This window comes from Micromonospora psammae (assembly GCF_036902725.1).
Lineage (GTDB): Bacteria > Actinomycetota > Actinomycetes > Mycobacteriales > Micromonosporaceae > Micromonospora.
This window is the reverse complement of the sequence record NZ_JBAKHM010000011.1, coordinates 63,283-77,381: the sequence shown is the minus strand read 5'-3', so window position 1 is coordinate 77,381 and position 14,099 is coordinate 63,283. Positions and strand designations below refer to the sequence as shown.

Below are 14,099 nucleotides of genomic sequence, written 5' to 3'. Positions count from 1 at the left end.
AGGTGGAGTGGCACCTTGGGTTCCAGGTCGCCCGACCGTTCTCACGATGTGTGACGGCTCGACCATAGGGCAGCATGAACCCGACGTCAGGGGCGGAGGTTCCACGCATGTCGCCACGGATCCACCTCCCGAGCGGGTGGGTGACCTTCGTGTTCACCGACATCGAGGGTTCGACCCGGTTGGCCCAGCTGCTCGGGCCGGGCTACCGCCCGGTGCTGTGGGAGCACCGGCGGCTGCTCCGGGACACCCTCGCCGGCACCGGCGGCGCGGAGCTGCTCACCGAGGGGGACTCGTTCTTCCTCGCCTTTCCCGACGCCGCGGTGGCCCTGACCGCCTGCCTGACGGCCCAGCGCGCGCTGTCCACTCACGACTGGCCGCATCCGGACGCCGCGCCGAAGGTGCGGATGGGGCTGCACACCGGCTACGCCGAACCGCGGGACGGCGAGTACGCCAGCCCCGAGGTGCACCGGGCCGCCCGGGTGGCCGCCGCCGCCCACGGCGGGCAGGTGCTCTGTTCGGCGTCGACGGCCCGGCACGCCGACCCGCTCCCGGCCGGCGCCGCCCTGCTGGACCTGGGGCTGCACCGGCTGCGCGGCTTCGACGACCGGGAGCGGCTCTTCCAGCTCGTCGCGCCGGGCCTGGAGCGGCAGTTCCCGCGCCCGCGTACCGCCGACGCGGTGGCGCACAACCTGCCCACCCAGGTCACCTCCTTCGTCGGGCGGGAGACCGAACGGGCCGAGCTGGACCTGCTGGTGCGCCGGCACCGGCTGGTCACCGTGCTCGGCGCCGGTGGCGCCGGCAAGACCCGGCTGGCGGTGGAGCTGGCCTCCGGGATGGTCGAGGCGTACCCGGACGGGGTCTGGTTCGTCGACATCGCCACGGTCACCGACCCGGGCCTGGTGGCGTTCGCGATCGCCGCGGTGCTCGGGCTGCGTCCCGAGCCGGGCCGTCCGATGGTGGACACCCTCGTCGAGTACGCGGCGGTGCGCCGGATGCTGATCGTCCTGGACACCTGCGACGCGCAGCCGGCGGCGTGCGCCGAGCTGACCGCGCGGCTGCTCGCCGGCGGGAGCGGGGTGGCGGTGCTGGCCACCAGCCGCGAGTCCCTCAACCTGCCCGGCGAGGTGGTGTGGCGGATCCCGCCGCTCTCGGTCGATCCGCAGCCCGGCCGGGGCGAGAGCGACGCGGTCGCGCTGCTGCTGGACCGGATGGCGGCGGCCCGGGGCGGCCGGCCGCCGGACTGGGCCGAGGCCGGCGACCTGCGCCGGGTGGTGCAGCGGCTGGACGGCCTGCCGCTCGCCATCGAGCTGGCGGCGGCCCGGCTGCGGGTGCTCTCCGCCGGGCAGCTCGCCGCCCGTCTCGACGACGTGCTCGGCACGCTCGACGCGGGGCGGGGCGACCCGGAGCCGCCGGCGGAGCGGGGTTGGGCGGGCAACCAGCAGGACACCGTCGACCTGGTGGCCGCGGCGGCCGGTGGCGCGCCGCCGTCCCCGGCGCACCGGGCGGTGCAGCGTTCCGCCACCGAGCGGCACCTCACCATGCAGGCGACGGTGACCTGGTCGTACCGGACGCTCGGGCCGGGCGCCGCCCGGCTGTTGCGCTGGCTGGCGGTCTTCGCCGGCCCGGTCGACCTGCCCACCGTCGAGTGGCTGCTCGACGCCGACCCGCTCGACCCGCTGTCGGTGCTGGTGGACAAGTCGATGGTGCTGGCCGAGCCGCACGCCTCGGGGAGCACGTACCGGATGCTCGACCCGATCCGGGCGTACGCGGCCCGGCGACTGGTCCAGGCGGGCGAGGAGCGGACCGCCCGGGACCGGCACGTGGCGTGGTCCGCGCACGCGCTGGAGGCGGCCCACCTCGGGCCGGACGGGCGCCCGGTCACCCTGTCGCTGTACGCACTGGACCCGCTGGCCGGGGAGCTGCGGGCCGCGCTGCGCTGGTGCACCACCGGGGGGAGCGCCCGGGCGGGCCTGCGGCTGGCCGGTGGGCTGGACCAGTGGTGGCGCGAGCGCGGGCTCTCCCGCGAGGCGCGGCTCTGGCTGTTCCGGCTGTACGGGCGGATCGCCGAGACCGGCGAGGTGATCCCGGAGGCGGAGCTGGCGGCGGCGTACCACCTGCACTCACTGCACGCCGGCGCGGACGGCGAGTTCGCCGAGGAGTTGCGCTACTCGCAGCGGGCGGAGGCGGCGGCCCGGCAGGCCGCCGACGCCGGGCTGCTGGCCCGGGTGCTCGCCGGCCGGGCCGCCCCGCTGATCGACATGGGGCAGTTCGCCGAGGCGGAACGGGTCTGCCGGGAGGTCATCGACTGGGCGCACGAGCAGGGCGTGGCCGGCGACGCGCTCTTCGCCATCTACAACCTGGCCGAGCTGCTGTGGCGTCGGGGCGCGCTGGACGAGGCGGCGGAGCTGCTCGGGGCGTCCCGCCCGGTGGAGGCGGCCCGGCCGGTCGAGCGGGGCCGGCGCTCGGTGGACATGCTCCTCGGCATGGTGGCGCTGGCCCGGGGCGACCTCGTCGCCGCGCACGAGCACCTGCTGGTGGCGCTCCGGTCGCGGATGAGCCACGGCTACCACGGTCGGGCCTGCGACACGGTGAACGCGGTGGCGGTCCGTTGCGCGGCGGGTGGGGACGGGTTGACCGCCGCCCGCCTCTTCGGCGCCGCCCAGGCGACCCGGACGCAGTTGCGGGCCACGCCCGGCATCTACGGCACGTACTGGTTGGAGCAGCAGGCGGAGCTGCGCCGGGTGCTGGGCGACGCGGACTTCGACGCGGCGTACGGCGAGGGGGCCGAGCTGGGCCTGGAGGAGGCGGCGGCGCTGGCCCTGCGGGTGGAGCACCCGGATCTGGGGGCGGACTCGGTCCGCTTCGGCGTCTCCGGCGCGACCGCCCCCCGCCAGAGCGGCCCGGACCTCGGTCGCGGCGCCACCAGCCGACTGCCCGGGCCGGGGCGGTGACCGGGGCCCCCTGTCCCGCCTCCGGCGGCGACAGGGGGCTCTTCGTTCAGCGGAGGGCGGCGCGGCGCTCGGCGTCGGCCTTCATCCGGGCGGCGCGGTCGAGGTCGGACTGCTGGACGGCGGCGGTGGAGCCGAAGATGCTGACCGCCTCGTAGTAGGTCCAGGCGAGGCTGTAGCAGGCCGGGCGGACCACCACGTGGTAGGTGGCGCAGACCCGCTTGAGGTCGGCGTAGAAGGCGCTGTCCAGGCGGGACTTGTTGGCGGAGAACTGGCCCATCGCCTTGTAGTTGCGGTAGCCGAAGTCGTGCCGGTGGCAGGAGAGGCTGAAGGAGAAGCCGAGCGGGTTGTCCGGGCTGGACGAGCAGTAGTCGGTCGACCAGTCGAACGCGTACTCGGACCAGGCGGGCTTGTTGAGGCGGCCGGAGTTCCAGGCGTGGTAGCTGGTCGAGCTGGTCTGGGTCCAGCTGGACAGGACGCCGAGCTTCTGCTCGGTGCTGACGGCGGCGAACGCGGGGGAGGCGAGGCCGAGCAGCGTGAGCAGGGTGAGCGTGCCGGCGGCGAGGAGGGTGGCGAGGCGTCTGGACACGGGTACCTCCGCGGTGGTGTGCGGGCGGTGGGTTACCGGCGGGTCACCGGATGTCGATCAGTGTCGATCAAGTCCCGAACGCCGAGCGGTGGCCATCGTGAACTATTGGTGACATACGTTGAAACAGACGAATGCCCCGGACGCGGGAGGCGTCCGGGGCATCCGTCCGGCGTCAGTGCACGAAGCGCGGCGGGCTGACCGGGCTCTCGTTGGCCAGCCGGTCCAGCGCGGTCAGCTGGTAGGTGTACCGCCGGCCGGGCACGGCCGTGTCGTCCACCCAGGACTGCACGTCCCCGGCGGAACCCCGCACGGTGGCGACCAGGTGGCCGGCGTCGGCGAGGTCGCACCGGTTCGCGGCGTCCAGCCCGTCGAAGCGGTAGACCGCGTACGAGGTGGCGTGCCCGAACGGGCCCTCGCCGTCGGCCGGCTGCCGCCAGGTCAGGCGTACCCCGTCGGCGGTCCGCTGCGCGCCGGTGACCACCGGGGGGAGCAGCGGCTTCGCCGGCAGGTGCGGCATGGCCGGGACCAGCGCCGGCCGGGAGTAGTGCTCGGCGGCGTAGATGTCGGTGGCCCCGAGCCGGTTCGCCCTCACCTGCACCGCGGAGAAGTGCACGTTGCCGAGCACCTCCGGGTACGACCGGTTGAGCGTCAGGTGGTCGGAGAGCTCGCGCGGGTTCTGCCAGTACGGCCCGTACGCCGGGTCACCGCTCTTGTAGTCGGCCTGGCCGATGTAGAGCTGCACCCGGGTGCCGCGCACCTGCTCGGCCCACCACGGCACCAGCCGCGCGTAGTCGGCCGCCGGGTACTGGCCGATGTACCAGTAGAGCTGCGGCACCACGTAGTCGATCCACTCCTGCTTGATCCACTTCCGGGTGTCGGCCGAGATGATGTCGTACGACTGGGAGCCGGTGGTGTCCGAGCCGAGCGGGTCGACGGACTTGTTGCGCCAGATGCCGAACGGGCTGACCCCGAACTTCACCCACGGCTTGGCCGCCTTGATCCGGCCGCTCATCTCCTGGATCAGCAGGTTGATGTTGTCCCGTCGCCAGTCCGCCCGGTCGGTGAAGCCGCGGTTGAACTCGGCGAAGGTGGCGTCGTCGGGCACCTGGTGGGCGCCGCTCGGGTACGGGTAGAAGTAGTCGTCGAAGTGCACACCGTCGACGTCGTACCGGTTGACCGCGTCCATCATCGCGGTCTGGACGAACTCGCGGACCGCCGGGATGCCGGGGTTGTAGTAGAGCCGGCTGCCGGCGACGCCGGCCGGCGGGTAGGCGAAGGTCCAGTCCGGGTGCGCGCGGGCCGGGTGGTCCGGCGCGAGCTTCGTCAGGTCCGCGCCGGCCCCGCCGGGGGCCGGCATGGAGATCCGGTACGGGTTGAACCAGGCGTGGAACTCCAGGTTCCGCTTGTGTGACTCGTCGACCAGGAAGGCCAGCGGGTCCCAGCCCGGGTCCTGCCCGCGCACCCCGGTCAGGAACTCCGACCAGGGCTCGTGCGGCGACGGCCAGAAGGCGTCCGCGGTCGGGCGGACCTGCACCACGACCGCGTTGTGGTTCAGCTTCTGGGCGAGGTCGAGCCAGCCGCGGTACTCGGCCTGCTGGGCGGCCACCCGGTCGGGGGCGGTCTGGGACGCCTTGCTCGGCCAGTCGATGTTGACCACGGAGGAGATCCACATCGCCCGGAACTGGCGCTTCGGGGTGGCCGGGTCGGTGGTGCAGGTGGTGGTGGAGGTGTCGGCGGTCGCGTCGGGTGCGGCGCTCGCGGGCGTGCCGGCGACGAGCGCGCCGAGCAGCGCCACGGCCAGCCCGGCGGCCCCGAGCCGAGTTGCCTTCATGCGGTGTGTCCCTTCGTCGGGCTCCCGTGGGTGGCGGCCACCCGTCGGCAAGATTCGCCGCCGGCTATGTGCCGCTGGTAGAAAATTTTCACACCGTACGGGTTCAGCGCAAGGGTCTGACCTGGATGTCCGGATACCGGAGCCCCGGCGGGTCCAGCGGCGCGACCCGCGCGACGCAAAGTGACGAGATGCACACGGCGGGTCAATGCCGGGTTGGGGCGAGAAGTCGTGATTGGCGAGGGTCTGTGCTGGGTAGCATCGCCGGTCACCGGCCGCCACCAGGGTGGTCGCACGGTGGGGAGGAGTGCTCGGGTTGTCCATGCTGCGTACCAAACCGATCAAGGACGTCATAGCGCAGAGCGAGGCCGACGGCAGCGACGGCACACCGGGGCTCCGGCGCCGCCTCGGCGCCCGCGACCTCACCGGCTTCGGTATCGGCATCGTGATCGGCACCGGCATCTTCACGCTCACCGGTATCGAGGCGCGCGACAGCGCCGGACCCGGCGTGGTGATCTCGTTCGCCATCGCCGGCGTGGTCGCCCTGCTCGCCGCGCTCTGCTACGCCGAGCTGGCCTCCAGCGTGCCGGCCGCCGGCAGCGCCTACACCTACGCGTACGCCACCATGGGCGAGGTCGTCGCCTGGATCATCGGCTGGGACCTGCTGCTGGAGTTCGCGCTCGGTGCGGCGGTGGTGGCCCGTGGCTGGTCCGGCTACCTCGCCGAACTCCTCGGGCTGCCCACCGCCTGGTTCGGCGAGGAGGGCAGCATCGTCAACGTCGGCGCGATCGGCATCGTGCTGCTGCTCGGCATCGTGGCGATCGTCGGCGTCCGTGAGTCCGCGCGGGTGACCAACCTGCTGGTGCTGGTCAAGGTCGCCATCTGCGTCTTCATCGTGGTCGCCGGTCTGTTCTTCGTGAAGGCCGCCAACCTCACCCCGTTCATCCCGCCGTCGGAGCCCGCCGGTGGCGGCGACGACGGCATCAAGCAGCCCGTCACCCAGGCGCTGTTCGGGCTGGAGCCGTCGGTCTTCGGCTTCGTCGGGGTGCTCAGCGCCGCCGCGGTGGTCTTCTTCGCCTACACCGGTTTCGAGGCGGTGGCCAACCTGGGGGAGGAGGCCCGCCGGCCCCGGCGCGACCTCACCCTGGGCCTGCTCGGCACCCTGCTGATCTCCACCGTGCTGTACATCGGGGTCTCGCTGGTCGTGGTCGGCATGGTGCCGTACACCGAGATCGACCGGGGCGCCCCGATCGCCTCCGCCTTCAACGCGGTCGGCGCCGGCTGGGCCGGGGCGCTCGTCTCCATCGCCGCCGTCGCCGGCCTGACCAGCGTCATCCTGGTCGACCTGGTGGCCATGGGCCGGATCGGCTTCGCCATCTCCCGGGACGGCCTGATCCCGCCCTCGATCGCCAAGGTGCACCCGCGCTGGGGCACCCCGTACCGGATCTCCGCCGTGATGACCGTGGCGGTGGCGCTGCTCGCCGGCTTCCTGCCGCTGTCGGCGCTGGCCGACCTGGTCAGCATCGGCGCGCTCTGCGCCTTCGTCATCGTCTCGATCGCGGTGCCGATCCTGCGCCGCAGGCGCCCCGACCTGGACCGGCCGTTCACGGTGCCGTTCTCCCCGGTGCTGCCGATCGTCTCCGCGCTGGCCTGCTTCTACCTGATGCTCAACCTGTCGGTGGAGACCTGGATCCGGTTCCTGATCTGGATGGCGCTCGGCGCGGTCATCTACCTCGGCTACGGCTACCGCCGCAACCGGCTCGCCGCCCGCGGGCAGGGCGTCGCCCCCGAACCCCGGCAGCCGGCCGCCGGCAGCTGACCGCTCGCACGAAAAGGGCCCCGGTCATCGCTCGGCGATGACCGGGGCCCTTTTCACGCACTCAGGGGCGCGGCTGCGGGCCGCCGGTGGGCCCCTTGACGGTCGGCCTGCCGTCGGTCCAGGTCACCTCGTCCAGCCAGACCTGACGGCCCGGGTCGGTGGTGCCCTCCTGGCCGGGCGGCCAGGCGTGGTACACCAGCCAGGTCCGGCCGTCCTTGACCACCATCGAGGCGTGGCCGGGGCCGGAGGCGACCTCGTTGGTCTTCAGGATCGGGTTCTCCGCGGCCTTCACGCAGGGACCGGTCGGGCTCTCGCAGACCGCGTACCCCTCGGCGTATTCGGCCTTGTCGTACGCGTTGGCGGCGAAGAAGAGGTACAGCTTCCCGTCCTGCCGGTGGAAGAACGGCCCCTCGATCAGGGTGCCCTCCCACGGCTCGGTCTGCTTGAGCAGCTTCGTCGGCTCGCCGACCAGGCTCAGCCCGTCGTCGGAGAGGCGCTGGGACCAGAGCCAGGTGTCCACCCCGATGGCGTTGCCGTCGTTCTTCCAGAGCAGCCACAGGCTGCCGTCGGCGTCCCGGAAGGGGCTCGCGTCGATCGCCCCGCCCAGCTCCGCCTGGCAGATCAGCGGCCCGGTGGAGTCGTCCCGGTACGGCCCCTGCGGGCTGCTCGCGACCGCCCGCCCGACGCACTGCCGGCCGGACTCCCGGCCCGCGACCGTGTAGTAGAGCAGGAACCGGTCCGGGGCCAGCTGGATCGCCTCCGGCGCCCAGGTCTTGCCGGCGTCGGCCCAGTCGGGCAGCTCGGGCAGGGCGTCGCCCGCCGCGCTCCAGTCGACCAGGTCGGTCGAGCGCAGCACCGGCACGTTGCGCCCGCCGCTGTTGGTGTGGAAGAGCCACCAGGCGTCTCCGGCCCGGATCACGTGCGGGTCGGGGGCGTCGGCGCGTACCACCGGGTTGGTGAACATGGTCGGGTCGCTCCGCGTACTCGAAGGGGTCGGCTCGTCGCCGCACCCGGCGACGAGCAGTGCGGCGGCGAGAACCGCCGCCGCACCACGTCGCCGGGACACCGGCCTCATCCCTTGAGGCCGCTGCGCGACACGCCCTGGATGATGTGCCGCTGTGCCAGCACGAACAGGATCAGCACCGGCACGCTGGCCAGCACCGCCCCGGCCATGATCACCGGGTAGTCGCTGACGTAGGCGCCCTGGAGCAGACCCAGGCCGGGCGGCAGGGTGAGCCGCTCGGGGCTGAACAGCACGTAGATCGGCCAGAGGAAGTCGTTCCAGTTGGTCAGGAACGACAGCACCGCCAGGGTGGCCAGGGCGGGCTTCGACAGCGGCAGCAGCACCCGGGTGAAGATCTGCCAGTGGTTCGCGCCGTCCAGCACCGCGGCCTCCTCCAGCTCCGGGGGGATGGAGATGAAGAACTGCCGCAGGAAGAACACCCCGAACGCGCTCGCCGCGCCCGGCACGATCACCACGGTCAGGGTGTCGAGCCAGCCCAGCCGGTCGGCGATCACGAAGTTCGGGATGATCAGCGAGGTGGGCGGGATGAACAGGGTGCCCACGATCAGCGCGAAGCCCACGCCCCGGCCGCGGAAGCGCAGCCGGGCCAGCGCGTACGCGGCCATCGAGGCGGTCACCAGCACCAGCAGCGAGTGCAGGGTGGCGGCGAGCATGCTGTTGAAGAACCAGCGCAGCACCGGGTTGGAGGCGTTGCTGAGGATCTGCTCGTAGCCGTACGTGGAGAACGGGTTCGGCACGAAGCTGGGCGGGATCTTCTGTGCGTCGCCGTAGGTCTTGATCGAGGTGATGACCATCCAGACCAGCGGGGTCAGGAAGATCAGGGCCAGCAGCACCAGGACCGCGTAGCGCGCGGATCGGCGGAGAGTCGTCATGGTCGGCCCCTCAGTCTTCCCGGTACCGGAAGAACCGGAAGTTGATCAGGCTGATCACCGTGAGCGCCAGCGCGAAGACGATGCTCATCGCGGCGGCCCGGCCGGCGTCGTTGTCCCGTAGCCCCTCGTCGACGATCCGCCACACCACGGTCCGGGTCTGCTGGCCCGGTGCGCCCTGGGTGATCAGGAAGGACTGACCGAAGACGTTCGCCGAGGCGAGGATCGTGGTGGTCAGCACGAAGAGCATGACCGGGCGCAGCCCCGGCAGGGTGACGTTGCGGAACCGTTCCCAGCCGTTCGCGCCGTCCATCCTCGCCGCCTCGTAGAGCTCCGGCGAGATGTCCTGGAGGCCGGCGAGGTAGATCACCGCGTTGAACCCGGAGGTCCACCACACGGTCACCCCGACCAGCGACACCCACGCCCAGGGCACGTCGGTCACCCACGGGGTGTCCGCCGGCAGCCCCACCAGGCCGAGCAGGCGGTTGACCAGGCCCAGGTTCGCGTCCAGCAGGAATCGCCAGAGCAGACCGATCACCGCCACCCCGAGGACGTACGGGGCGAAGTAGATCGCCCGGAAGAACGTCCGGCCCGGGAACGACTTGTTCAGCAGCAGGGCCAGCCCCAGCGGGATGACCACCAGCAGCGGCACCGAGAAGACCGTGAAGATCGCGGTGGCCCGGACGCTCGACCACCAGTCGCCGTAGATCGCCGACTCGCTGTCGAACAGGTCCTTGTAGTTGTCCAGCCCGACGAAGGGCCGGTACGGCAGTTGCAGGTCCCACTGGTGCACGCTCAGCCAGACACCGAAGAGGATCGGCAGCAGGCCGAAGGTGAGGAACAGGAGCAGGTACGGCGCGAGGAAGAGGTAAGGGGTCGCGCGGTTGCCCCGGTTCGACACGCCCCGGCGGGTCTTCCCGACCGCCGGGGGCGGCGCGTCCTTGCGCGCCGCCCCGACCTCGATCACGTCCGCCAAGGGACTCAGCTCCCGTACTTCTTGCGGTTGTCCTCGAGCTGCTTGTTGGCCTTGGCGACACCGTCGTCCAGGGCCTGCTTCGGGGACTTCTTGCCCAGCGCCGCCTCGTTGAACGAGTTGTAGAAGGTGGTCATCACCTCACCGAGCCCCGGGGAGGCCGGCGGGAACGCCGCGTAGTCCAGCTCCGGCGCGAGCGCGGAGATCTGCGGCAGCGCCTTGAACTCGGCGCCCTCGCGGACCTCCTTGCGGGCCGGCACCTGGCCGCCCTTGGCCCAGTCCAGCGAGTGCTCACTGAGCCAGTTGATGAAGACCTTCGCGCCGGAGATCTTGTTGTTGTCGGCGCTGCGCTGCTTGACGATGGTGAAGTTGTGCGAATTCGCCCAGGCGGCCTGCTGGGTGCCGATCTGTGGCAGCGGGGCGACCCCGATCTGCGCGTTCGGGTCCTTGGCGATGTCGTTGATCTGCCAGATGCCGTTCCAGTTGAAGGCGTTCTTGCCGCTCTTGAGCGCCAGGTAGTCGGCGTCCTGGCCGACGTTCGCCGGGGAGTGGCCCTGCTTGATCAGGTCGACCAGCCAGGTGCACGCCTCGACGGCCTGCTCCGAGTTGAAGGTCGCCTTGGCCACCTCGGCGTCGAAGAGGGTGCCGCCCCACTGGTGCAGCAGCGAGTAGAAGGTCATGCCGCCGGTGAACTGGAAGGGGCTGATCCAGAAGCCCTGGATGCCGGACTTCTTCAGCTCCGTCAGCGCCGCGGTGTACTCGTCGCGGGTGGTCGGCGGCTTGTTCGGGTCCAGGCCGGCCTTCTGCATGACGGCCTTGTTGTAGTAGAAGCCGAGCGGGTGCATGTCCAGCGGGATGCCGTACCGCTTGTTGTTGTAGAGCCCGCCCTTCCAGACGGTCGGGGCGAAGTCGCCCTCGCTGAGCTCCAACGCCTTCGACACGTCGTCCAGCTCGGTGATCACACCGCGGGCGGCGAAGGTGGCCAGCTGGTCCATGTGCATGACCGCGATGTCCGGGCCGGAGCCGCTGGAGACCGCACCGGGGAGCTTGCTGTAGTAGTCCTCCCACCGGTACGTGTTCACCGCGATCGCGATGTTCTGGTGCTCGGAGTTGAACTGCTCGACCAGCTTCTTGAAGATGTCCCCGTCGCCGCCGGTGAAGCCGTTCCACAGGTTCAGCGAGACCTTGGGGCCGGTGTAGTCCTTGCCGCCGTTGCCGGAGGCGGTGGACTTGCTGGCACTGCCGCCACCGCAGCCGGCGAGGGTCAGCGAGGCGGCCGCGCCGAGGCCGACGCCGAGCCCGAGCAGGCGCCGCCGGCTCATTTCGTTCTGCATCATGCGGTTCTCTCCTTGGGGGGGACGGATTAAAGTATTACCTGGTCAGAGCCGGGGCGCGAAGCGCAGGACGTTCCAGGAGACCGCCGGCAGGCGCACGGAGCACCGACCGCCGTCGGGGGTGGGGGTGGGCAGTTCCCGCGGCGTCACCCGGTCGGGCTCCGCCTCGGTGTTCATCGCCTCCGGGTCGTCGCCGGCGGCGAGGCTCAGGTGCTCGACCCCGCGCAGGCCCGGCAGGCCACGCAGGTCGAGGTCCAGGGGGAGGTCGTCGGAGCCCCGGTTGACCGCGAAGACGGTCAGCTCGCCGGTCTCCTCGTCGTGCACCGCGACGGTGTCCAGCACCGGGACGGCGCCGTACTTCTTCGTCTCGTAGTCGGGCGAGATGGGCTCGGTGCGCAGCACGGTGCCGCGGGCGTACCGGGCGGTCAGCGCGAACGGGTGGAAAATGCTCTGCCGCCAGGCCGGGCCGCCGTTGCGGGTCCGGATCGGGGCGATCACGTTGGCCAGCTGCGCCTGGCAGGCGACGCCCACCCGGTCGGCGTGCCGGAGCAGCGTGATCAGCAGGTCCCCGACCACCACCGCGTCGACGGCGGTGAAGTCGTCCTCGATCAGCGCCGGCGCCTCGACCCAGCCGCGCCGGTCCAGGTCGGCCTGGAGGCGGGACTCGTACCAGACGTTCCACTCGTCGAAGGAGATCTTGAGCTTGCGCTTGTGGCGCTGCTTCGCCGCCACGTGGTCGGCGGTGGCGACCACCTCGGTGATGAAGTTGTCCATGTCCACGGCCGAGGCGAGGATGCTGGCCCGGTCACCGTCGGACGGGTCGTAGTAGGTGTGCGCGGAGATGTAGTCGACGTGCTCGTAGGTGTGCTCCAGCACGGTCGCCTCCCAGGAGGCGAAGGTGGGCATGCGCCGGTTGGAGCTGCCGCAGGCGATCAGGCTGATCGAGGGGTCGATCATCTTCATCGCCCGGGCGGCCTCGGCGGCGAGCCGGCCGTACTCGTCGGCGGTCTTGTGGCCGACCTGCCACGGGCCGTCCATCTCGTTGCCCAGGCACCAGAGCCGCACCCCGTACGGGTCCTCCGCGCCGTGCTTGCGGCGCAGGTCGGAGAGCTGGGTGCCGCCCGGGTGGTTCGAGTACTCGAGCAGGTCCAGCGCCTCCTGCACGCCGCGGGTGCCGAGGTTGACCGCCATCATCGGCTCGACGCCGGCCTCGGCGGCCCAGGTCATGAACTCGTCCAGCCCGAAGGCGTTGGTCTCGATGGTCTTCCAGGCCAGGTCGAGCCGGCGCGGCCGGTCGCCGACCGGGCCGATGCCGTCCTCCCAGCGGTAGCCGGAGACGAAGTTGCCGCCCGGGTAGCGGACCACCGAGACGCCCAGCTCGCGGGTCAGGTCGAGCACGTCGCCGCGCAGGCCTCGCGAGTCGGCGGTGGAGTGGCCGGGCTCGTAGACCCCGCCGTAGACGCAGCGCCCCATGTGCTCGACGAACGAGCCGAAGAGCCGCCGGTCCGCGGGTCCGATCGCGAAGGCCGGGTCGATCGTCAGCTGAGCACTGCGCAAGGGGTGCCACCTTTCCGTTCACTGTGCCGGGTGACCAGGAGTCACTCCGTCCCTACGGTTTCTACAACGTTGTAAGCAACGTTGTAAAGGGTTCGTTACACGATAGAGTCCGAGGCGGTTACCCGCAGGAGGGACGAGAGCGTGCGACACAGGCTCAAGGACGTGGCCGAACGGGCCGGAGTGTCGGTCAAGACCGTTTCGAACGTGGTCAACGGCTACCTGCACGTGAAACCGGACACCCGGGCCCGGGTCGAGGAGGCGATCGCCGAACTCAACTACCGGCCCAACCTCTCCGCCCGCAATCTGCGCAAGGGGCGGACCGGGGTGATCGCCCTGGCGGTCCCCGAACTGGACATACCGTACTTCGCGGAGCTGGCCCGGCACGTGGTCGTCGCCGCCGCCGAGCACGGCTGGACGGTGCTGATCGACCAGACCGGCGGCGGCCCCGAGCAGGAGCGGGTGGCCGCCTCCGGCATCGCCGACCACATGATCGACGGCTTGATCTTCAGCCCGCTGGCGCTCACCGCCGACGACCTCGCCGGCCTGGACGGCATGCCGATGGTGCTGCTCGGCGAGCGGGTCGACCACGGCCCGGCCGACCACGTGGTGATCGACAACGTGGCCGCCGCCCGGGAGATCACCGGCCACCTCGCCGGTCTGGGCCGCCGCCGGATCGCCGCCATCGGGTCGCAACGCACCCCGGAGGGGGCCAGCGCCCGGCTCCGGCTGGAGGGCTACGCCGCCGGGCTCGCCGACGCCGGCATCGCGTACGACGACCGGCTGGTCGCGCCCGCGCCGGCCTGGCACCGGGCCGACGGCGCCGCCGCCATGCGGCAACTGATCGACAGCGGGGCCCGCCCCGACGCCGTCTTCTGCTTCAACGACACGCTGGCCCTCGGCGCGCTGCGTGCCCTGCACGAGGCCGGCCTGCGGGTGCCCGAGGACGTCGCGGTGGCCGGCTTCGACGACATCGAGGACGGCCGCTTCTCCATCCCCACCCTCAGCACCATCGCCCCCGACAAGGAGCGGATCGCCCGCCTGGCGGTCGAACTCCTGGCCGGGCGCCTCAACGGCGACCGCGCCGCGCCCCCACGCGAACTCCAGGTCCCCTACCAACTGACCCCGCGCGAATCCACCCGGCCCGCCACCGCCTGACCA

The 14,099-nt window shown here is 71.8% G+C and carries 10 protein-coding genes; 3 read left to right on the top strand and 7 right to left on the bottom strand.

The genetic code is table 11. The features are described from left to right. Positions 1 to 107 precede the first annotated feature (107 nt). Positions 108 to 2,951 carry an ATP-binding protein gene (locus V6U79_RS15470; RefSeq protein ID WP_334615037.1) on the top strand — a complete coding sequence of 948 codons (2,844 nt, stop codon included), beginning with the start codon at positions 108 to 110 and terminating at the stop codon, positions 2,949 to 2,951. 46 nt (positions 2,952 to 2,997) lie between these two features. On the opposite strand, the gene V6U79_RS15465 is transcribed toward V6U79_RS15470, so the two are convergent. Together V6U79_RS15465 and V6U79_RS15460 are read right to left on the bottom strand one after the other, a co-directional pair. Next, positions 2,998 to 3,537 (bottom strand): phospholipase, encoded by a 540-nt coding sequence (locus V6U79_RS15465; protein WP_334615036.1) that lies wholly within the window; start codon positions 3,535 to 3,537, stop codon positions 2,998 to 3,000. Between the two features lie 172 nt (positions 3,538 to 3,709). Beyond that, positions 3,710 to 5,368: a glycoside hydrolase family 10-like protein gene (locus tag V6U79_RS15460; protein WP_334615035.1), complete on the bottom strand. Its 1,659-nt coding sequence runs from the start codon at positions 5,366 to 5,368 to the stop codon at positions 3,710 to 3,712. A 319-nt stretch (positions 5,369 to 5,687) separates the two neighbouring features. On the opposite strand from V6U79_RS15460, the gene V6U79_RS15455 reads away from it, so the two are divergent. Then, on the top strand, positions 5,688 to 7,184 hold the full coding sequence (locus V6U79_RS15455; protein ID WP_442933390.1) for an amino acid permease: 1,497 nt from the start codon (positions 5,688 to 5,690) through the stop codon (positions 7,182 to 7,184). Positions 7,185 to 7,245: 61 nt separating this feature from the next. Here V6U79_RS15455 and V6U79_RS15450 read toward each other — a convergent pair whose 3' ends face one another. From V6U79_RS15450 to arfA, 5 genes are read right to left on the bottom strand one after another with little or no spacing between them, the layout of a single operon-like run. Next, complete coding sequence (locus V6U79_RS15450; protein ID WP_442933391.1) at positions 7,246 to 8,259, bottom strand: glycoside hydrolase family 43 protein; 1,014 nt, start codon at positions 8,257 to 8,259, stop codon at positions 7,246 to 7,248. Next, positions 8,256 to 9,080, bottom strand: a complete 825-nt coding sequence (locus tag V6U79_RS15445) for a carbohydrate ABC transporter permease (protein ID WP_334533098.1) — start codon at positions 9,078 to 9,080, stop codon at positions 8,256 to 8,258. Before V6U79_RS15445 ends, V6U79_RS15450 begins: the two co-directional genes overlap by 4 nt. Before the next feature lie 10 nt (positions 9,081 to 9,090). Continuing rightward, positions 9,091 to 10,044, bottom strand: coding sequence for a carbohydrate ABC transporter permease (locus tag V6U79_RS15440; RefSeq protein ID WP_334533147.1), 954 nt, complete (start codon positions 10,042 to 10,044; stop codon positions 9,091 to 9,093). A gap of 14 nt (positions 10,045 to 10,058) precedes the next feature. After that, positions 10,059 to 11,387, bottom strand: coding sequence for an ABC transporter substrate-binding protein (locus V6U79_RS15435; protein WP_334615034.1), 1,329 nt, complete (start codon positions 11,385 to 11,387; stop codon positions 10,059 to 10,061). 42 nt (positions 11,388 to 11,429) lie between these two features. Next, positions 11,430 to 12,941: an arabinosylfuranosidase ArfA gene (arfA, locus tag V6U79_RS15430; protein ID WP_334533104.1), complete on the bottom strand. Its 1,512-nt coding sequence runs from the start codon at positions 12,939 to 12,941 to the stop codon at positions 11,430 to 11,432. A 141-nt stretch (positions 12,942 to 13,082) separates the two neighbouring features. On the opposite strand from arfA, the gene V6U79_RS15425 reads away from it, so the two are divergent. Then, positions 13,083 to 14,096 carry a LacI family DNA-binding transcriptional regulator gene (locus tag V6U79_RS15425; RefSeq protein WP_334615033.1) on the top strand — a complete coding sequence of 338 codons (1,014 nt, stop codon included), beginning with the start codon at positions 13,083 to 13,085 and terminating at the stop codon, positions 14,094 to 14,096. Positions 14,097 to 14,099: the final 3 nt, after the last annotated feature.

Bases quoted from the DNA above. Each gene is read 5' to 3' on its own strand.
- V6U79_RS15455 (WP_442933390.1), top strand. From the start codon at position 5,688: ATGCTGCGTACCAAACCGATCAAGGACGTCATAGCGCAGAGCGAGGCC.
- V6U79_RS15470 (WP_334615037.1), top strand. From the start codon at position 108: ATGTCGCCACGGATCCACCTCCCGAGCGGGTGGGTGACCTTCGTGTTC.
- V6U79_RS15460 (WP_334615035.1), bottom strand. From the start codon at position 5,368: ATGAAGGCAACTCGGCTCGGGGCCGCCGGGCTGGCCGTGGCGCTGCTC.
- V6U79_RS15450 (WP_442933391.1), bottom strand. From the start codon at position 8,259: ATGAGGCCGGTGTCCCGGCGACGTGGTGCGGCGGCGGTTCTCGCCGCC.
- V6U79_RS15445 (WP_334533098.1), bottom strand. From the start codon at position 9,080: ATGACGACTCTCCGCCGATCCGCGCGCTACGCGGTCCTGGTGCTGCTG.
- V6U79_RS15435 (WP_334615034.1), bottom strand. From the start codon at position 11,387: ATGATGCAGAACGAAATGAGCCGGCGGCGCCTGCTCGGGCTCGGCGTC.